Genomic DNA, 20,440 nt, shown 5'->3' on the forward strand with positions numbered 1-20,440 from the left:
CACACAACCCGGTGGGCTACGCTCACAAAAAACAAGGGTTTCGGGCCTTTGCCCCTGTCGTACCTGCCCAGGACACGCTTTTGCCTATCCCCATTCACGATCCGCACCAGGCCCCCGGCGGCACTCTCAAGCGTTTGCCCCTGCGCAAGGCGGCGGTGTTGTTCATCGTTGCTGTGTGTCTGTGCCTGTCCGGTCTGCTGTATTTGCAGATCGAACAGTCGCGGCGCCAGGATCTGGCCAACGCGCAGGTGTCGTCGGCCAACCTGACCCGGGCGATGGCGCAGCAGGCTGAAGACACGTTTCTGGCGGCGGATCTGGTGATGACCAGCCTGGTCGACTGGGTTCAGGAAGATGGCTACGGTGCGGCGCAGAAGCCGCGATTGCAGCGAACCTTCGCGCGGCGAGTGCAACAACTCGAGCAGTTGCACGGCATGTTCCTGTTCGACCGCGAAGGGCAGTGGGTGATTACCTCGTTCACGGATCTGCCGCGCGGCAATGGCGTGGCCGATCGCGAGTACTTCAAGTTTCACCAGCAGAACGTGTCGGGTGTGGCGCACATCGGCCCGGCGATCCGCAGCCGCGAGAACGGCGAGTGGATCATCCCGATCTCGAAACGGGTCAACGACCGCGCCGGCAATTTCCAGGGCGTGTTGCTGGCCGGGATCAAGATGTCGTACTTCGACAAGTTCTTCAAAAGCTTCAGCCTGGATGACAACGGCACGATGTTTCTCGGCATGACTGACGGCACGTTGCTCGCCCGTCGGCCGTTCGACGAGTCTCTGATCGGCACCTCGCTGGCCAAGGGCGAGATCTATCAGAAGCTGCTGCCCAACGCCTCCGCCGGCACCGCGATGATCGATTCGGTGGTCGACGGTGTGACGCGTCTTTATGGTTACCGACAGCTGGAAAGCTACCCGTTGGTGGTCGCGGCGTCTTCGTCCCGGGACACGATCCTCCAGGGCTGGTATGACCGGGCGTTTCAGTCCAGCGTGATCGTGGCGCTGGTGATGCTCGGCGTGGGGCTGTTCGGCTGGGTGTTCATTCATCAGGTGCGCGAAGGCGAGCGGATCGAAAAAAACCTGCGCAAGGCCCAGCAGGCGCTGGAACAGATCGCCACCCACGACAGCCTGACCGGACTGGCCAACCGGCGCCTGTTCGAGCGTTCTCTGGAAGTGGAGTTTGCCCGGGGCGCGCGGCAGTCGAGCCCGGTCAGCCTGATCATGCTCGATATCGATTTCTTCAAACGTTACAACGACGCCTACGGCCATGTGGCCGGCGACCATTGCCTGACGCAGGTCGCGCAGGTGGTGAAAAACTGCTGCCAGCGCAAATCCGATCTGGCGGTGCGCTATGGCGGTGAGGAGTTCGCGGTGTTGCTGCCGGACACCGACATCAACGGCGCGCTGGCGATTGCCGGGCAGATCCGCCGCAGCGTCATGGACAAGCACATCACCCACAGCGGCTCGCCGACCGGTTATCTCACGGTGAGCCTAGGCTGCTATTCGTTTATTCCGCTGGGCAACGACAGCCCTGAGCTGTTCATCCAGCGCGCCGATGCGGCGCTGTATCAGGCCAAAAATGCCGGTCGCAATCGCGCGGCCGTGTTGTCGATGGACGTCGGCCTCGGCGAATTGCTGCGCTCGGATCGCTGACAAAAAACGCGGTCGGGTTCAGACACAGGCCATGGCACTTACCACGGCCTGCTCTTGTTCGTTCAGCTGCCGGTGCCACCACCGGCGCCGCCAGTCCCGCCGCCGGCCGAACCGGTCCCGCCGCCAGCCCCTGAGCCTGAACCGCTGGCGCCGCCGTTGGTGCCGGTGCCTTTGCCCATGCCATCGGAAGTGCTGCCACCCGAAGGTGCGCCGGGCGTGCTGTTTGGTGGCTGGGTCGAGCCGCTGGTGGCGCCGGACTTGGTGCCCGTGGCATCGGCGCCATCGTTGGCGGCAAAACTGGCGGTAGAGGCGGCGGCCAACAAGCCTGCCAACAAAATTGAGGTCAATGTGCGCGTCATCATGGTCTGTCTCCGGAAAGGGGATCTACCTGATATTGGTCTGACGCGCACAAGGCTTGGTGCCGGCCGAGTGACGAGCGGTTTTTTAGAAGTCCACAGTCGCCGAAACCTTCAGCGTGCGCGGCGTGCCCTGGGTCAGGTAACCGCCGTTGGCCGAGGCCCAATAGGCTTCGTTGGCGACGTTCTCCAGATTGGCCCGCAGGGTGATCTGCTTTTCATCCAGTTTGAAGGCATAGCGCGAGCCAAGGTCGAAGCGGTTCCACGCCGGAATGCTCTGGGTGTTGGCGGCGTTCAGGTACTGGCCGCCGGTGCGCAACATCCGCGCGCTGAGGGCGGCGCCTTCGAGGCCCGGAATGTCCCAGTCGGCGCCGAGGTTGAACTGGAAGCGCGGCACCCCGACGGCGCGGTTGCCGTCATTCACGCCGTTGCTGCTGCCTTCCAGTTCAGTCTTCATCAGCGTTGCGCCGCTGAGCAGGCGCAGGCCGTCGAGCGGTTCGCCGTAGACGTTGAGTTCCACGCCTTTGTTGGTCTGCTGGCCGTCGACCCGGAAGATTCCGTCCTGGGTGTAGCTCGACGGTTGCTCGATGCGATAGACGCCGAGGTTGGCGCCGTAGCTGCCCATGTCCAGGCGCACACCGGCTTCGATCTGCTTGCTGCGCACCGGGGCGAAGGTTTCGTCGCGGTTGATTGCCGTGGTCGGTGGCGTCGGGCCCTTGGCCAGGCCTTCGATGCGGTTGGCGTAGAACGAAACGTGTTCCCACGGCTTGATCACCAGACCGTAGACCGGGGTGGTGATCGACTCTTCATAACTGGAAGTGCGGGCGCCGGTGGCGGTGCTCCAGCCGTCGACTTTCAGTGCCTGGCGACGCACGCCGAGGGTCAGCAGGATGCGGTCATCGACGAAACCGAGGGTGTCGGAAATCGCCTCGCTGCGCAGGATGTTCTTGCCGGTGATGCGCGGGTCGTTGATGTCGCTGGCAAACGAGGTTGGCGCCGGGCGCGGTTTGTCAGTGACGTTGTACAGGTTGGTGCTGTAGCGCCCGGCGGTGCCAATGGTTTCAAACGCCGAGCGTTGCTCGCCCCAGATGCCCGCCCAGCCGATGTTCAACTGGTGCGTGACGGGGCCGGTGTCGAAGCGGCCGTTGAGCCCGGCCATGGCGCTCTGGTTGTCTTCGTCGTGGGGCGAATAGAGCATGCCGCCGCGGGCATTGCCGTTGAGGTCGGTGACGGTCAGCGACGAGTACACGCCGTTCTCGCGGGTGTGCTTGGCACCGCCGGACACGTAGGCCGTCCAGTTGTCGTTCAGGTCGTATTCGGCGCGGGCCATGCCGAAAGTGTCTTCGAGTTGCGAATAGCTCCAGCTCTGGGCGTAGCTGGCGTTGGCGTGTGGCACCTTGGGGGCTTTTGTCAGGCTCGAATCGACATAGATCACCGAGCGACCCTGGTTGATCACCTGCTTCTGATAACCGAAATCGGTCGAGACCCGCAGGCGATCGCCGCGATAGTCCAGGCCAACGCTGAACAGCGACGAGCGCTGATCTTCGTCATCGACGGCGGTGTCGCCTTCGCGCTGCATCAGGTTGACCCGCGCGCCGAAGCGGTTGTCCTCGCCAAAGCGCTGGCCCAGATCCAGATGCCCGCCGACCCGGCCGTCGGCGCTGTAATCAAGGGTGACGCTGCGGGTCGGGGTGTCCATCGCGCGTTTGGGTTGCAGGTTGATCCCGCCACCGATGCCACTGCCGCTCGGGGTCACGCCGTTGACAAAGGCGTTCGGACCCTTGAACAGTTCCACCCGGTCCAGCGCTTCGACGGCGATGATCTGGCGTGGCAGCACGCCGTACAGGCCGTTATAGGAAATGTCATCGGAGGCCAGCGGCAGGCCGCGGATCATGAACATCTGCGAGAAGTTGCCGAAGCCGTTGGACTGGCGCACCGAGGCATCGTTGAGCAACACATCGCCAACGGTCTGGGCCTGTTGGTCGGCCATGGTCTTGGCGGTGTAACTGGTGACGCTGAAGGGCAGGTCGTTGACCTCCTGGTTGCCGAGCATGCCGATCTGCGCGCGGCGGGCGACCTGTTCGCCGCCAAAGGTGTCGCCGCTGTCGTCGTGCAGGGCGCTGACGTTGGTGGCGCCGAGTTCCAGCGCACCGTCCGCCGCGACTTTCGGGGCCACGGTGTAACCGTTGTGGCCGGTGCTGATCAGCTCGAAACCGCTGCCTTCCAGTAACCGGGCAAAACCGCTCTGCGCGGTGTAACTGCCTTGCAGGCCGGGGCTCTGGCGATTGCCCAGTTGCGCCGGATCGAACGACAGCGGCACGCCGACGCTGACCGCAAATTGCGCCAGCACATGGCTGAGCAGGCCGGGGCCGATGTTGACGCTGCGGCTGGCGCTTTCACTGACGCTGTCGGCGGCGTGGGCGGCGGTCGGCAGCAGGGCGCTGAGGGCCAGGGCCAGGCTCAGGTTCAGGGCCTTGAGCGCAAATGTGGCGGGGCGGGGCGATGGCATTGCGGTCATTCGGTGTTCCTGTCGGGGGCGTGGAATTGAAAGGTCTATCCACTCACCGGACGAGTCGCGAAAAGGTATCAGCAAATATCGAAAATTTTTTCCGAGGGCTCAGACTCGCGGTTCCACCGACAGCCAATAGCGGGTCAGGCTGTTGATGTTCAGCGGCAACGTATCGCTGAGCAGACGCAGACTGGCGTCGGTGTCGCGCAGGGAGAACGCCCCGGACACGCGCATCGCCGCCACGTCCGGATGACAGCGCAGCACGCCCCGGCGATAGCGGCTCAGCTCGCCGAGCAATTCGTCCAGTCGCATGTTGCTGGCCAGCAGCATGCCTTTGTCCCAGGCAAGGGAGGCGGTGTCGAAGGTTTCGGCACTGTCGAAGCTGTTGAGCTTGAAGCGCTGGCGTTCGCCCGCCTGGAGAATCGCGCTCTGCTTGAGCAGTTGCGGGGTGATCTGAACCTGGCCCTCAAGCACCGACACCTGGCTGCGCGAACCCTCGGTGCGCACGCAGAATCGCGTGCCCAGCGCGCGGGCCACACCCTGCGGGGTTTCGACAATGAACGGACGAGCGCTGGCGTCTGCGGCGGTGTTGATCAGCACTTCGCCGTTGAGCAGCAGGACGCGACGCTCCACCGGGCTGAAAGCGATGTCCACGGCGCTGTCGGTGTTGAGCACCAGTTGAGTGCCGTCCGGCAATTGCAGGTTCTTCTGCTCGCCGACAGCGGTGCGCTGGTCGGCGGTCCATTGCTGCCACGGCACATGTTGCGAGGCCATGCCCAGTGGCCCGGCCATCAACAGCAAGCCGAGGCGGGTGAGGGTCTGGCGACGGCTCAGGCCTTCTTTGCGGGACGCGCGTTTCAAGGTCTGGATCGCGACGTTGGCCGGCACACTGCGCAAATCCCCCAGCAGGGCTTCGGCCCGTTGCCAGGCGATGGCGTGCTCGGCGCTGCGGCTGCGCCATTGGGCGATGGCCTGATGGTCGGACGGGGTCGCGGTGCCGGAATGCAGTTGCACCAGCCAGTCGGCGGCTTCGCCGAGAATCTGCGGATTGATCATCGACGAATTCATCAGGCGACACTCAGGCAGGCAATGAACGCGGCACGCATGTGCCGTTTGATGGTGATCAGCGAAACATTCAGGCGCGTGGCGATCTGCGCGTAGGTCAGGCCTTCGATCTGCGACAGCAGGAAGGTCTCGCGGGTCTGTTCCGGCAGTTCGCGCAGCAGCGCTTCGATGCGCCACAGGGTTTCGAGAATCAGGTAGCGGGTTTCCGGCGACGGCACTTCGGCGGCGGGCAGGTGCGCGATGGTTTCCAGGTACGCGCGCTCCAGGTCCTGGCGCCGCCAGCGGTCGATCACCAGACCTTTGGCGATGTGCGTCAACAGCGCCCGGGGCTCGCTGCCCAGTGGCTTGATCACCTGACGGGTGAGCAGGCGCAGGAACGTATCGTGCGCCAGGTCGGCCGCATCGCAGCGATTGCCCAACTTGCGCTGCAGCCAGCCCTGCAGCCACCCGTGGTGTTCGCTGTAGAGCGTCTGGACTTGCTGATTCAACGGCTGATCAAGGGACGACATGAAGGGCAGATACTCGTTTCGGGCGTCCGTTGCCAAGGGTGCGATCATGAGTGCGAAAGCGGTGCAATTAAGAATTGATCGCATTCTAGTGGCACAGAACGAGCGCTGGCAATTGCCCCGCAACACTTTCTTTTCTGACGCCAGAGGAGTGGCCTACCCGTCTTCCGGGAGATTGGCTATTTGCCTGGCCCGGCGCCGGGACTAACGTAGCCACACATTCACTTGCCCCGGAGAGTCGCCATGAAACCTCGTATCGATTTCTACACCGCGTCCCCAGATGCCCTGAAAGCGATGATTGCCCTGGAAACCGCCGTCTCGAAACTGCCGCTGGAAAAGACCCTGATCGAACTGGTCAAGCTCCGCGCTTCGCAGATCAACGGCTGCGCGTTCTGCATCGACATGCACACCGCCGACGCGATCAAGGGCGGCGAAACCCCGCGCCGGTTGTTCGCCGTGACCGCGTGGCGTGAAGCGCCGTTCTTCACCGAACGTGAACGCGCCGCGCTGCTGTGGACCGAATCCCTGACCCAGCTGAGCCTGACCCACGCCCCGGACGAAGACTACGAAGTGGTCGCTGCGCAGTTCTCGCCCCAGGAAATGGTCGACCTGACGGTCGCGATCAGCACCATCAACAGCTGGAACCGTCTGGCCGTGGGCTTCCGTAAAACCCCACAGGCCTGATCGATCAATGTGCATCGGCACTCGGCGCGGCCGGTGGTTGCACCTTGCGCATCAAGGGCACCATCGCCGTGGCGATGCCGAAGCACACCATGATCATCAGGAACGTGTCGCCGTAGGTTTGCGTCTGCGCCTCACGGTAGGTCAGCAGCCATAGCTGACGCAGGCTGGCGGTGAGGCCGACGTCGCCGCTCTGACCCAGCGCGGCAAAGTTGCCGCCGACCTGGGCCAGCCACTGATTCACCGCTTCGTTGCTGCTGTTCAGATGCTCCGCCAACCGGGTGAAGTGCAGGTTGGTGCGGTCGTTGAGAATGGTTGCGCACGCGGCAATCCCTATGGCACCGCCCAGATTGCGCATCAGGTTGAACAGGCCCGATGCATGCTTCAGCCGCGCGGGTGCAAGCCCACCGAGCGTCAACGTCACCGCCGGCGGCACCGCCAGTTGCTGGGCAATCCCGCGCAGCGCTTGCGGCAGCATCAATTCTCCGGCGCCCCAGTCGTGGGTGATCGGACTGAATTCCCACATCGACAACGCGAATAACGCCAGGCCCGCCATCATGATCCAGCGCAGATCGATGCGATTGGCCAGAAAGGCGTACAGCGGAATCGCCATGATCTGGAATACCCCGGTGGAGAAAACTGCCAGACCAATATCTAGCGCGCCGTAGCCGCGCACCCGGCCGAGAAACAGCGGCGTCAGGTAAATCGTCGCGAACAGGCCGATCCCGGTGACGAAGGAAAAGAAGCAGCCGAGGGCGAAGTTGCGATCCTTGAGCGCGCGCAGGTCTACGATCGGATTGGCCACGTGCAACGTGCGGCCGATGAAGGCCAGCCCGGCGAGGCCACTGATCCACGCGGTGGTCAGAATCGTTTGATCGCTGAACCAGTTCCAGCGCGGGCCTTCTTCGAGGGTGTATTCCAGGCAGCCGAGAAACAGCGCCAGAAACACCATGCTCAGATAATCCGCGCCCTTGAGCAGCGACAGTTCCGGCTGATCGATCTTGACCAGCAACGGCACTGCCACGGCGACGAAAACCCCCGGCACCAGGTTGATGTAGAACAGCCAGTGCCAGGACGAAATGTCGGTGATCCAGCCGCCGATCACCGGGCCCAGCGTTGGTGCCAGCGACGCCACGGCGCCGATGGTCGCGGCAGCAATCACTCGCTGTTTGCCGGTGAAGAAAAAGAACGCCGTGGTGAACACCAGCGGAATCATCGACCCACCGAGAAACCCTTGCAGCGCGCGAAAGGCGATCATGCTCTGGATGTTCCAGGCGATACCGCAGAGCAGGCTGGCGAGGGTGAAGCCGACCGCCGAAGCGCAGAACAGCCAGCGTGTGGAAAACACGCGCGACAGCCAGCCCGACAACGGAATCACGATGATTTCGGCGATCAGGTAACTGGTCTGCACCCACGCCGTTTCATCGGTGCCGGCGGACAACCCGCCGCCAATATCACGCAGCGAAGCCGAGACAATCTGGATGTCCAGCAGCGCGATGAACATGCCGATGCACATCGTGGCGAAGGCGAACACTTTGGTCGCCGTCGCCATCTCGGCGGCATTGAACGGCTGCGCGGAGGCGGTGAGGGCGGTGCTCATGGCGCGCTGGCTACAGCGGTGGTTTCAGGCTGGACGCGGGTGTCGACTTCAGCGGTCACCGACAGGCCCGGACGCAGGTGGCCAAGCACGCCGTCGGCGGGGTCGAGCAAAATCCGCACCGGCACGCGCTGGACGATTTTGGTGAAGTTGCCGGTGGCGTTTTCCGGCGGCAGCACGCTGAATTGCGAACCGGTGGCCGGGGCGAGGCTGTCGAGGCGACCGTGGAATTCCTGGCCTGATAAAACATCGGCGCGGATGCTCACGCGCTGGCCGGGTTTCATCCGCGCCAGTTGGTCTTCCTTGAAGTTGGCATCGACCCACAGACCGCTGGCCGGCACCACCGACAACTGTTGCGAACCGGCCTGCGCATAGGCGCCGACCCGCGCGCGGCGGTTGCCGATCACCCCGTCGACCGGGGCACGCAGTTCGGTGTAGCCGAGGTTGAGTTGCGCCAGATCCCGTTCGGCCCGGGCTTGCTGGAGGGCGGCGCGGGCCTGTTGTTTCTGGGTTTCGATCACGGTGAGCTGGCGTTGCGCGGCCAGCAGTTCGGCCTGGGCTTTGGCGCTCAAGGCTTGCGCGGTCTTGAAGGTGGCATCGGCCCGTTGCGCGCTTTCCACCGAGACTGCGTTGGTGGTCACCAGACGCTTGTAGCGGGCGTTGTCGTCCCGCGAACGGGCGGTTTCGGCGCTGGCGGCATCAATGCCGGCGCGGGCCTGACCGATCACCGCTTGCTGCAATTGTTCGGTGGCGTCGAGGTTGGCCAGCAGCGCTTCCTCGGCGGCGACCGCGCCTTCGGCCTTGGCCAGATTGGCGCGGTAGTCGCGCGCGTCGAGGCGAATCAGCACGTCGCCGGCCTTCACCTTCTGGTTGTCGCTGACCAGCACTTCCTCGATGTAACCGGCGACCTTCGGCCCGATCACCGTCACGTCGCCGCCAATGTAGGCATCGTCGGTCTCCTCGAGAAAACGCCCGGCGCCCCACCAATGCACGGCGTACAGCCCGGCGAACACCAGCGCGGCCAGACCCGCAGTCGGCAACAGCAGGCGTTTGAGCAGGGGAGGTTTGGGGGCGCTGACCGGAACGGCGAGATCGGGTTCTACGGTGGGCATGCTGGTCATGGCGTAATACCTGAAGAAGCGGGATGGCTATTACGACCGTAATATGACGCGAGTAATATTTTGTGGCAATTGATTTTTATCGCCGGTCGTCAGTTGCTTACTTGAGCCAGGCGCCGGGTGTGCTGCCGGTCATGGATTTGAAGAACGCAATGAATGCGCTGTCGCTGGCGAAGCCCAGTTCAAACGCGCAATAGCCGAGGTTGCGACCGGTGGCGAGCAACTCCATGGCACGCATCAGCCGCCACTGCTGGCGCCATTGCTGATAGCTTATGCCGGTTTCGCGTTGAAAGATCCGGCCGATGGTGCGGCTGCTGGCGCCGATCTGCTGCTCCAGCACTTGCAACTCCGGTGGCAGTTGCTCGGGGCGTGCAAGTAGGGACGCGAGTCGCTTGTCTTGCGGCAATGGCAACAGCATCGGTTGCTGCGCTGCGTCACGGATTTCACTCAGACACAGCCCCAGCAAATGGACAAATTTACCTTGCTGCCAATCGGTGGCGAAATCGGCAATCGCCATCGGTTCCAGCACCGCTCGCAGCAGCGGGCTGACCTCGATCACGCAAACCTGCTGCGGCAGCTCGCGGCACAACTCGGACGTCAGGTAGATGGAGCGGTAATCGACGCTTTGCTGCATCACCGCCCGATGCGTGACGCCACCGGGAATCCACGCCGCCCGCGACGGCGGCAGCAGGCACAACTGCTGCGCCAGGGTGATGCGAGTGCAACCCCGCCGGGTGTAGAGCAGTTGGCCGCGCTGATGCTGATGCAGGCCGGAGTCGTGATCGCCGAGGGTAGAGGCGATGCCGATCACCGGTGCCGGAAAGCGATCCGGGTCAAAACGATCATGAGCTTCGAGCCAGGCCATGGGTTGTCCGATTTCAACGATAAATTGTCAGGATTCGGATAATACGTCAGCCACGGCTTTTTAAACTCCTCGGCGTTTTTGTTGAGGAGTCTTGGTGATGAGCCATAGAAAGTTTTTGATGTTGGCGATTGCGCTGCTGATGTTTCCGCAGATCGCCCAGACCCTTTTCAGCCCGGCGCTGGGGGATATCGGCCGGGCATTTGATGTCGGCCCGCAAGCGGCGGCGCAAACCCTGTCGGTGTACTTCCTGGCGTTCGCGTTGGGTGTGGTGACGTGGGGCCGCGTGTGCGACCGGATTGGCCGGCGGCCTTCGATGCTCGCCGGTCTGGCGATTTATGTTTTTGCCTGCGTACTCGGATTGAGCGTTCGTAGTTTCAACGGTTTGTTGATGGCCCAGGCGATGGCGGCATTCGGCGCTGCGGTTGGCTCGGTGGTGACCCAGACACTGTTGCGCGATCGGTTTCGCGGGACAGAGCTGGCCCAGGTCTTTTCTCTGGTGGGCATGGCGCTCGCGGCCAGCCCGGCCATCGGTTTGTTCAGCGGCGCGAGTCTGGTTCAGGGCTTTGGTTATCGCGGCGTGCTTGCCGCGTTGTTGCTACTGGCGTCGGCCTTGTGGCTCTGGAGCTGGCGCGCCTTGCCGGAAACCCGTCCACCACAACTGACCTCCGTCGGTCTGTTCGCAACCATGGGCGACATGTTGCGCGATCCCGGCATCTGGCGTTCGGCTTTGTGGATCGCAACGTTCAACGTTGCGTTGTTCAGCTATTACAGCCTCGGACCGTTTCTGTTCGAGCGGCTTGGACTGAGCAGTTCCGCGTTCGGCTACAGCGGCGTGATGCTCGCGTTGGCCTCAGGTTTTGGAGCATGGCTCAACAAACGCTTGCTGCAAATCGGTTGTCGTCCGCTGCAGTTGATTCACCTTGCGGCCGTCACCGGTTTGCTCGGTGGCATCGGCGTGTGGCTGTTGCAGGCGCACGTCTGGTTCGTGCTGCCGATGCTGCTGGTGGTACTGGCGTTCGGCATGGCGATTCCGAACATTCTGGGTTCAGCCTTGAGCAATTACACGGATCGTTTGGGTACCGCCGGCGCGTTGCTGGGGCTGTTTTATTACCTGCTGATCGGCGGGGGATTGATATTGGCAGCGTGGTCTCAGGCCCTCGGGGAAACCCTGATGATCTGCAACTTGCTGGCGTTATCGCTGGCGATCCGCGCTAAAACGGCATTTGTTTAAGAAATGTAAGCAGCGTAGGAAGCGTCTTGCAATTGTGTAGGAAGGCTCTGACTATCACCGCTATTGATGGGGTGGCATTAAGCCAGTTGATTGCAAGGATGTTGAGTGCCGTATTCGCTTTGCGCTGTTTCTCGTAGTCGTTCCCTGCCTCGCCCGCTGTTGTCGGCCTTGTTGTTGAGTGTGTGTGCGCCCAGCGTTCTCGCCGCCGAAACTCCAGCCCCTGGCCAGGAAGTGCTGCGCCAGCAACAACTGCAACAGCGCGATCTGCAACAGCTGCAACTCGAACAGCGCAAGCGCCAACTGGAGCGCGGCGCGTTCGGCCCGACGCCTGCCACTCCGGCCATTCCTGAATCGATCAAACCCGACGAACGCTGCTGGCCCTTGAGCGGCACGCGCATCGGTGGCGTCACGCTGATCGATAAAGACAAACTCAACGCCCGGATCAAGCCGCTGCTGACGCCGTGCATGGGCGTCGGCCAGATCAACCATCTGCTGGCGACCATCACCGCGCTGTACGTGGAGAAGGGCTACATCGCCAGTCGGCCTTACCTGAGCAGCGCGCCGGCAGCTGGGCAATCGCTGGATATCCTGATCGAAGAAGGTTACATCGAGTCCATCGAACTGGCGGACCAGAGCCTGCCGGTTTCCCTCGGTGGCGCGTTCCCCGGAATGCTCGGCAAGCCGCTGAACCTGCGGGATCTGGAGCAGGGACTGGATCAGTTGAACCGTCTGCGCTCAATCGATTTGACCGCCGACATCGCCCCCGGCAGCCAGCCCGGTGCGTCGAAAATCATCTTGCGGTCGCGCACCTCGGGGCAGTCGCGCTGGAGCTTGGGCCTGGGCGTGGACAACCTCGGCAGCGCCAGCACCGGTCGTGATCGGGACACGCTGAGCCTGACCCTCGACAGTCCGTTCGAACTCAACGATCTGTTGAGCCTCAGCGCCAGCGACACCCTCAATCAGGGCGACCGCTACAGCCGCAACGCCAGCCTCTATTACGCGATTCCCTACGGTTACTGGACGTTCAGCACCTTCGCCAGCCACGCCGAATACCGCGCGCCGTTCAAGCTCAGCACGCTGACTTTCCACAGCACCGGCATCACCGATCAACTCAGCCTGCGCGCCGACCGGGTGTTGTGGCGCGACCAGAGCCATCAGCTCAGCGCCAACCTGCAACTGGCGCACAAGGACGTCGACAGCTATCTGGAAAAAGTCCGCCTAGGCATTCAGAGCCCGACCCTGACCGTGGCCGAAGCCGGGCTCAATCTGTTCTGGCTCGACCGCGCGGTGTGGAATCTCGACGTCAACTACGCCCAGGGTTTGCGTTGGTTCGGGGCTGACGACGATGCCGATCGTCAGGTCAAAAACCTGCCCAAGGCACAGTTTCGCAAGTACCGCGCCGGCCTCAGCCAATGGCGCAACGGCCAGCTCGGCGCGCAAGCCTGGCAATGGCAGAGCCAGCTCAATTTGCAGTACAGCCCCGATCCGCTGCCGGCCATCGAACAACTGCTCGGCACCGACGATTCCGCCGTGCGCGGTTATCGGGTCAGCAGCGCGTCCGGCGCCAGCGGTGCGATTTGGCGCAATACCCTGCGCCTGCCGCTGCGCACCGATTTGCCGGTGCAGCTCACCCCGCGCGTCGGCCTCGACCACGGCTGGATCAAGGCCGATCACGGCGCTCCGGTTCAACGCCTGAGCGGCGCCAGCATCGGCCTCAACCTGGGCTGGAAAAACCTGCAAGTGGATGTCGATTACCAACGCAGCCTCAACACCCCGACCGGCCTGCACCACGAGCCCGAAACCTGGCTGATGCGGGTCGGATTACAGATATGAATGTCAGTGAACAACAGCCATCGGACCTGAGCGCGACAGCCGTGGCCTTCAACTCAACGCGCAACGTGATGCCGCACTACATGGAGAGTTTTTTATGCCAATGAATACCTTTGCGTTTCATCTTTCCCCACGGGGCAAACTGCGCTGGGCCATCGCCAGCCTGTTCCTGGTCGCTCACCTGCCGGGCGCCATGGCCGGCGGTGTGGTGGTCGCGCCCGGCCCCGGCGGCACCGCGCAATTGCAGACCCAGGGCGGCGTCCCGATCGTCAACATCGTCGCGCCCAACGGCTCGGGCCTGTCGCATAACCAGTTCCTCGACTACAACGTCGACCGTCAGGGGCTGGTGTTGAACAACGCCTTGCAGGCCGGGCAATCGCAGCTCGCCGGGCAACTGGCGGCCAACCCGCAATTGCAGGGCCAGGCCGCGAGCGTGATCCTCAACGAAGTGATCAGCCGCAACCCGTCGGCTATCAACGGCGCCCAGGAAATCTTCGGTCGCGCCGCCGACTATGTGCTCGCCAACCCGAACGGCATTTCGGTGAATGGCGGCAGCTTCATCAACACGCCGAACGCCAATCTGGTGGTCGGCCGGCCCGAGCTGAACGACGGCAAGCTGCAAGCTCTGAGCACCCGCGACGCCACTGGCCAGTTGCAGATCCAGAGCGGCGGGCTGCGCAACGGTGAAGGCTCGATCAACCTGATCGCGCCGCGTATCGACAGCCAAGGCGCAATCAGCGCTCGCGATCAACTGAACCTCACCGTCGGACGCAATCAGATCGATTACGCCAGCGGCCAGGTGAAAGCCGTGGACCCGGCGGGCAACACCACCGATCAACGAATCGACGCCAGCCTGTTTGGCGCGATGCAGGCCGGGCGCATCAACATCGTCAGCACCGCTGAAGGCGCGGGCGTGAAGGTCGGCGCTGTGCAAGTCGCCGGGCGTGACGGTGTGCAGATTCGTTCGGCTGGCGACTTGAGCGTCAGCGGTCAGGCGATCCCGGACAGCCTCGACGTGACCCGCGCCGGCATTCGCAGCAGCCAGGGCGACGTCGGCCTGCACAGCGGCAAGGACCTGACCCTGGCCGCCACCGATGTCAGCGGTCGTGACGTGAAGGTCGAGGCCAAACGCAATCTGACCCTGACCACCGTCGAAAGCCGCAAGCTCCAGGAACAGCGCGAGAACTGGAACAACAGCACCATCGGCATCACCTGGGAAACTTATGAGCGCACCAAGACCGACAGCGATTCGCGCCAGCACGGCAGCCAGATCGTCGCCAGCCGCGACGCGCAACTCTTGTCCGGCAAAGACACCGAACTGCAAGCCGCCAAGGTCGACGCGAAGAACAACCTCAGCGTGCAAAGCGGCGGCGATCTGCGCCTGACCGCCGCCACTGAAAGCCACACCCAGACCGATCAGGGCAAGCACCGCAAACACCTGTGGAAAGCCGATTGGGACAGCAGCAGCGAAGAGCAGCGCAGCATCACCAGCCAGCTGAAGGCCGGCAACATTGCCCTGCAAACCGCCGCACTGTTGCGCTCCGAAGGCGCTGAATTGAACAGCGCCGGCGATCTGCATCTGGCCGGCAAACAGGTGGAAATCACCACCGCGACCCGCACCCATCGCAGCAGCGACAACCGCTATTCCGGTGACCTGGTCGGTGGCGGTTTCTTCGGCAAGACCGGCGACGCCGACAAGGGCCAGACCCAGCATCAGGGCAGCAAAATCAACGCGGCCGGCAAGCTGGTGGTCAAGGCCGACGACGTGCGCATCAGCGGCAGCCAGGTGCGTGGCGGCAAGGACGCCAGCGTGATCAGCGACAACGGTTCGCTGACCATCGACGGCGTGCAGGACACCTCGCACAGCAACAACCACGACAAGGACAGCAAGTTCTTCGGCATCACCAAGGACGAGTCGCGCCAGAACAGCAAGGACAGCACCACGGTGCGCAGCGAGCTGGCTTCCGACAGCAACCTCAAGCTCAAGAGCGCCAAGGACATCGAAGTCGCCGGCTCCACAGTCAAGGCCGGCGGTTCGCTGACGGCGGACGCGGCGGGTGACGTAAATGTGCATTCGACGCAGAACACCCACGACAGCAGCAACAGCACGCAGACCCGTAGTTTCGACGCCTACGCCAAAGAGCAGACGGCGGAGCAGTATCGCGCCGGCGTGCATTACGAAGACAAGGCGCAAACCGTCACCGCCAACGACGTCACCCAACAGGGTTCCAGCCTCAGCGGTGGCAGCGTGCAGGTGAAGGCGGGCGGCGACGTGACGCTCAAGGGCGCCGAGGTGAAATCCACCGCCGGCGACACCAGCCTGAGCGGCAAGAACGTCTCGTTGCTGGCCGAGCAGGACAGCCACACCACCTCGACCGAAACCCGCAGCACCGGCGGTGGTTTCTACTACACCGGCGGCCTCGACCGCGCGGGCAGCGGCGTGGATTTCTCGCATAACACTTCGCAAGACACCACCGGCAAAACCACTGCGCAAACCACCGGCGTGCAGAGCAGCGGCAGCCTGAACATCAACGCTGACAAACTCGCCACCGAGGGCGCGCAACTCAAGGCCGGCAACGGCCTGAACGTCGCCGCCAACGAAGTCGACAACCGTGCCGCCAGCAACACCGAAAGCAGCACTCACAGCGAGAGCAACTGGTCGGCGGACATCGGCGCCAACGTCGAGTACAAGGACATCGCCCGACCGATTGCCGGCGCGGTGAAAGAAGTGCTCGCCGGCAAGGTGCCGGACAAGGATGCACTGGCCAATCTCGGCCAGCCGAACGTCGGTATCGACGTGGCAGTCGGTCATGCCAGCGCCGATAAAACCGAGCAGGGCAGCAACGCTGTGGTCAGTCGGTTCGACGGCCAGACCGTGGACGTGAAGGTCGGCGGCACGCTGCACGATCAGGGCACCCAGTACAACGCCAGCGCCGGCAAAGTGAATATCAGCGCCGATAAACTGGTGGCCGATGCCGCGAACAACACCCACAGCAGCACCGACAATGCGGTCGATGCCAAGGTCGATGTGCGCGTCTACACCAAGACCGGTGAAGACGTGAACGTGGCCGGCAGCGGCGCGGGTGGCAGCAGCCAGTCGAGCAAGAACAGCTCCACGGCGGTGGTCGGCGGTTACGCTGGCAACCAGGGCGTGAACATCAATGTCGGCGGTGATGCACAGTTTGAAGGCAGCCGTTTCGACGGTGGGCAGGGCGGTGTCAGCGTCAAGACCGGCGGTGACCTGGCCCTGAATCAGGCCAACGACCGTCAGAGCAGCGACAGCTCGAGCCTGCGCGGCAACGGCTCGCTGACGGTCGGCACCTTGCCGGGCACTGACGGCACCAACGTCGATCTCGGCGCTGGATTCCAGCTCGATCACAAAGGCAATAAGACCACCGACAGTCAGGCGCACGTCGCCAGCCTCAGCGGCAACGGCTCGGTGCATCTGAGCAGCGGCGGTAATCAGGTACAGCAAGGCACGAATATCGACAGCGCTGCTGCTATCGACCTGAAAGCTGGCGGCAAGCTCGATCTGCAAGCGGCCACGGATTCGCACGTCGCCACCGGCAGCAATCTCGGCGGCGGCCTGAAGGCCGGCGGTAGCAAGACCAGCAGCGAGAAGAGCCGCGATCAGGGCGGCAACCTCAGCGGCAACTTCAACATCGGCCGGGTCAACGAGAACACCCAGACCCTCAGCGGTGGCCAGCTCAACAGCCAGAATGGCATCGCGTTGAGCGGCGATTCGGTGCACCTGCAAGGCACTCAGGTCAGCGCGCCAAACGTCAGCATCGACGCGCAGAAGGGCGGTTTCGTTCAGGAGTCCGCGCAGTCCACCGACAGCCGCAACAACTGGAACGTCGCGTTGAATGCCGGCGGCAATCTGAGCAAAAGCACACCGACCGCCTCCGATGAAAAAGTCAGCAGCGACCACGGCTTCAATGCCGGGGCCAAGGTCGGCGTGGACTACCTGCAAGGCACTACCCAGCAGAACAGCCAGATCAAGGCTGACACTGTGGTGTTGAACAGCGGCGGTGATGCGAGCCTCAACGGCGCGCGGATCGATGCGCGTAACGTCAGCGGCAACGTGGCCGGTGATCTGTCGGTCGAAAGCCGTCAGGACTCCAGCACTCACACCAAGGTCGACGTGGATCTGGGCCTGACCGCCAAGAAGACTCCGGCCAACGACAAGGGCAAACTCGCTGGCACCGACTACAAGCCAACGCTGAAAGTCGATGGTGAATACGCGCACAAGGACAGCGTGAAACAAGTCTCCGGTATCAGCGCTGGTCAGGGTGTGAATCTCACCGTCGGCGGCGCCACGCAACTGACCGGTGCGCGGATTTCCGCCACCGAAGGCAAGGTCGATCTGGGTGGTTCGAAGGTCAGCAGCAGCGATCTGAGCAACCTCGACTACGGCGTGAAAGCCGGCCTGGACCTGCCACATAAAACCGAAGAAAACGCACCGAAGGTTTCCCTTGAAAACGGCAACCTGAAAGTTGGTCCGGTGACCCTGAGCGGTCATTTCGACAGTCAGTCACTTCAAGCGGGTATTGACGAAAAAGGCTGAGCCACCATGCGTTCAGGGCTGCTCAACCAAGGTGGCTTGACAGCCCTGCGATAATGGAACGTGAACCGCAGCTTGCGCGGTGCATTTCATCAAAACGCAGAGGAATGTGTTCCATGGATAATCAAGCGCTCAAGGCCTTGTTCGACCAGCAGTCAGCTGTCTACGACAAACAATGGGCCGGGATGGCGCCTATTCGCGACGCCCTGTACCTGCTGCTTGATTCTGTATTTGCAAGCCTGCCGACCAATGCCCGCATTCTCTGCGTCGGCGTGGGTACCGGTGTGGAAATGGCCCATCTGGCGCAGCAGTTTCCCGGCTGGCAATTCACCGCAGTCGACCCTTCGGGCGCCATGCTCGACGTGTGCCGTCAGCGAGCGAAAGAGGGTGGTTTCATTGACCGCTGCCGGTTTCACGAAGGCTACCTCGATACCCTGACGGATGAATCCAGTTACGACGGCGCGACCTGTTTTCTGGTGTCGCAGTTTTTGCTCGATCCTCAGGCGCGTATCGACTTTTTCCATGAGATTGCCCGTCGTCTGCTGCCGGGCGGGGTGCTGGCGAACGCTGATCTGGCCTCGGATACTCAATCCCCGGCCTATGAAGCATTGCTGCGTCACTGGATGACGCTGATGGCCTCGGCCCAGGTGCCGGCGGAGATGCTTGAGCGAGCGCGTTTGGCCTATGCCCGGGATGTGGCAATTCTGCCAGCGCCGCAGGTCGCCGATCTGATAGAGGCGGCCGGGTTCGAGACGCCGGTCCAGTTCTTTCAGGCGGGTTTGATGCATGGGTGGTTTTGCTCGCGCAAGGCAGAGATCGCCGCGAGTTAGAGCGCTGGAGGCGTTGGGTAAAACAGCTTCGCCGGCATTCCCGAGGAATCCATTGCTTCGGCTTAATAGGAAGCATTACTATTCACGCCCCTTTCCTCAGCACGCCGCAATGATCCCCATGCTGCCCCGCAGACCCGGCTTTCTCGAGCATTACGAAGAGTTGATCGGCACCTGGACCCGTCGCCTGCGCAATCGCTCGCAGGCCGAGGATCTGGCGCACGACACCTTTGTGCGGGTGCTCGAATCCGATTCGTCGACGGTGCAGCAACCCCGGGCGTATTTGCACCAGACCGCGCGCAACATCGCGGTGGACGGCTATCGGCGTGAGGACCGGCGGGGCGCCATGGAGTCGGAGGCGATCGATCTCAGTGAGTCGCCGACCGGCGATCCGGAGCATTACATGCATGCGATCCAGCTGGCCGATTCCATCGAACGCGCGCTCACGGAGCTGCCGGTCAACTGCCGACGAATCTTCGTCTGGCAGAAGATCGAAGGCCTGACCCAGGCGGAAATCGCCGAACGCCTGGGCCTGTCCAAGAACATGGTGGAAAAGTATATGATCCGCACCCTGCGGCATCTGCGTGATCGCCTGGACGGGGCGCAATCATGAGCCGTGGCGTCTTTTCATCCCCAGCCAAACAGGACATTCCATGATGGATACTCGTGATTGCGCGTGCGGGCAAACAACGGTGCGCGATGACGCGGCACGCTGGTTTGTGCGTTTGCAGGAGCCGGCCGTCAGTGTCGACGAACAGCAGCGCTTCGACGCGTGGCTGAACGAACATCCGCAGCACCGTGACGAATTCCAGTTGCTGCAAGGCTTGTGGACGGCGGCGGATCTGCTGCCGGCGCCACAGCTTAAAGCTTTGTGCGAAACCCCGCCGGCGCGGCGCGAACGCCGTCCGTTGTTGCGTTATGCCGTGGCGGCGAGCGTAGTCGCGGTGGCGCTCGGGCTCGGGCTGTTCAGTGGTTTGAATCATCCGCAAGGTTACAGCGCCGAATTCGCCACCGCGCTGGGCGAGCGCAAGCATGTTGCGCTGCCGGATGGTTCGGTGATCGACCTCAACAGCCGCAGCCGTCTGCAGGTGCGTTTCGAGAAGGATCGGCGGCTCATCGAATTGACCGAAGGCGAAGCGATGTTCAGTGTCGAGCACGACACGTCCCGCCCGTTCGTGGTCGAGGCCGGCAGCGGCAAGGTCACGGTGACCGGCACCCGTTTCGATGTGCGGCGTGACGTGACGCAGACCCGGGTCGCGGTGGAGCAGGGCACGGTCAAGGTGCAGGGCCGTGATGCGGCCGAGGCCGATTTCATCAGCCTCACTGCCGGCCTCGGCACGCGGATCGATGCCCAGGGCAAAGTGGCGCCGGCGTATGCGGTCAACCCGGCGGAGCTGACGGCCTGGCGCAGCGGCAAACTGGTGTTCAACAACGCCAGCCTCAGCGAAGTCGCCGAGGAAGTGTCGCGTTATCGCGACAAGCCGCTGAAAGTCGCCAACCCGACCGTCGCCAATTTGCGCCTGACCAGCGTGTTCAAATCCGACAATACCGATGCCTTGCTCAAGGCCTTGCCAAGCATCCTTCCGGTGGCCGTGCGCACCCTTGCCGACGGCAGCCAGGAAATAATTTCAAAATAAAA

The 20,440-nt window shown here is 62.9% G+C and carries 15 protein-coding genes; 8 read left to right on the forward strand and 7 right to left on the reverse strand.

Annotation, left to right across the window (positions count from 1 at the left end; genetic code table 11):
• The first annotated feature begins 80 nt into the window (after positions 1-80).
• Positions 81-1,652: a GGDEF domain-containing protein gene (locus tag CAF90_RS20265; RefSeq protein ID WP_085608256.1), complete on the forward strand. Its 1,572-nt coding sequence runs from the start codon at positions 81-83 to the stop codon at positions 1,650-1,652.
• 62 nt (positions 1,653-1,714) lie between these two features.
• Here the strand turns inward: CAF90_RS20265 and CAF90_RS20270 are convergent, their stop codons facing one another.
• The 4 genes from CAF90_RS20270 to CAF90_RS20285 all read right to left on the reverse strand — a co-directional run bounded on the left by CAF90_RS20270 (position 1,715) and on the right by CAF90_RS20285 (position 6,091).
• Positions 1,715-2,014 (reverse strand): hypothetical protein, encoded by a 300-nt coding sequence (locus CAF90_RS20270; RefSeq protein ID WP_007955886.1) that lies wholly within the window; start codon positions 2,012-2,014, stop codon positions 1,715-1,717.
• 82 nt (positions 2,015-2,096) lie between these two features.
• Positions 2,097-4,526 carry a TonB-dependent receptor gene (locus tag CAF90_RS20275; RefSeq protein WP_085608257.1) on the reverse strand — a complete coding sequence of 810 codons (2,430 nt, stop codon included), beginning with the start codon at positions 4,524-4,526 and terminating at the stop codon, positions 2,097-2,099.
• 99 nt (positions 4,527-4,625) lie between these two features.
• Positions 4,626-5,585, reverse strand: coding sequence for a FecR domain-containing protein (locus tag CAF90_RS20280; protein WP_007955890.1), 960 nt, complete (start codon positions 5,583-5,585; stop codon positions 4,626-4,628).
• Positions 5,585-6,091, reverse strand: coding sequence for a sigma-70 family RNA polymerase sigma factor (locus CAF90_RS20285; protein ID WP_085608258.1), 507 nt, complete (start codon positions 6,089-6,091; stop codon positions 5,585-5,587). The genes CAF90_RS20280 and CAF90_RS20285 overlap by 1 nt, the downstream gene beginning before the upstream one ends.
• A gap of 240 nt (positions 6,092-6,331) precedes the next feature.
• On the opposite strand from CAF90_RS20285, the gene CAF90_RS20290 reads away from it, so the two are divergent.
• On the forward strand, positions 6,332-6,772 hold the full coding sequence (locus CAF90_RS20290; protein WP_011335126.1) for a carboxymuconolactone decarboxylase family protein: 441 nt from the start codon (positions 6,332-6,334) through the stop codon (positions 6,770-6,772).
• A 4-nt stretch (positions 6,773-6,776) separates the two neighbouring features.
• On the opposite strand, the gene CAF90_RS20295 is transcribed toward CAF90_RS20290, so the two are convergent.
• The 3 genes from CAF90_RS20295 to CAF90_RS20305 all read right to left on the reverse strand — a co-directional run bounded on the left by CAF90_RS20295 (position 6,777) and on the right by CAF90_RS20305 (position 10,349).
• A complete protein-coding gene (locus CAF90_RS20295) occupies positions 6,777-8,369 on the reverse strand; it encodes a DHA2 family efflux MFS transporter permease subunit (protein WP_085608259.1) in 1,593 nt (530 codons plus the stop codon).
• Entirely contained in the window at positions 8,366-9,487 is a 1,122-nt protein-coding gene (locus CAF90_RS20300) for an HlyD family secretion protein (protein WP_085608260.1), read from the reverse strand. The genes CAF90_RS20295 and CAF90_RS20300 overlap by 4 nt, the downstream gene beginning before the upstream one ends.
• A 97-nt stretch (positions 9,488-9,584) precedes the next feature.
• Entirely contained in the window at positions 9,585-10,349 is a 765-nt protein-coding gene (locus CAF90_RS20305; RefSeq protein ID WP_085608261.1) for a helix-turn-helix transcriptional regulator, read from the reverse strand.
• Between the two features lie 97 nt (positions 10,350-10,446).
• Between CAF90_RS20305 and CAF90_RS20310 the strand changes: the two genes are divergently transcribed.
• The 6 genes from CAF90_RS20310 to CAF90_RS20335 all read left to right on the forward strand — a co-directional run bounded on the left by CAF90_RS20310 (position 10,447) and on the right by CAF90_RS20335 (position 20,438).
• Entirely contained in the window at positions 10,447-11,580 is a 1,134-nt protein-coding gene (locus CAF90_RS20310; RefSeq protein WP_085608262.1) for an MFS transporter, read from the forward strand.
• Positions 11,581-11,685: 105 nt separating this feature from the next.
• Complete coding sequence (locus CAF90_RS20315; RefSeq protein WP_085608263.1) at positions 11,686-13,413, forward strand: ShlB/FhaC/HecB family hemolysin secretion/activation protein; 1,728 nt, start codon at positions 11,686-11,688, stop codon at positions 13,411-13,413.
• A gap of 94 nt (positions 13,414-13,507) precedes the next feature.
• Positions 13,508-17,977 (forward strand): hemagglutinin repeat-containing protein, encoded by a 4,470-nt coding sequence (locus CAF90_RS20320; protein ID WP_085608264.1) that lies wholly within the window; start codon positions 13,508-13,510, stop codon positions 17,975-17,977.
• 113 nt (positions 17,978-18,090) lie between these two features.
• Complete coding sequence (locus tag CAF90_RS20325; RefSeq protein ID WP_085608265.1) at positions 18,091-18,804, forward strand: class I SAM-dependent methyltransferase; 714 nt, start codon at positions 18,091-18,093, stop codon at positions 18,802-18,804.
• A gap of 109 nt (positions 18,805-18,913) precedes the next feature.
• A complete protein-coding gene (locus CAF90_RS20330) occupies positions 18,914-19,414 on the forward strand; it encodes a sigma-70 family RNA polymerase sigma factor (RefSeq protein ID WP_085608266.1) in 501 nt (166 codons plus the stop codon).
• A gap of 40 nt (positions 19,415-19,454) precedes the next feature.
• Positions 19,455-20,438, forward strand: a complete 984-nt coding sequence (locus tag CAF90_RS20335; RefSeq protein WP_085608267.1) for a FecR family protein — start codon at positions 19,455-19,457, stop codon at positions 20,436-20,438.
• The last annotated feature ends 2 nt before the right edge of the window (positions 20,439-20,440 follow it).

Origin of the sequence: Pseudomonas sp. B37(2017), from assembly GCF_002112885.1 — a bacterium.
GTDB classification, from domain to species: Bacteria; Pseudomonadota; Gammaproteobacteria; order Pseudomonadales; family Pseudomonadaceae; genus Aquipseudomonas; species Aquipseudomonas paraglycinae.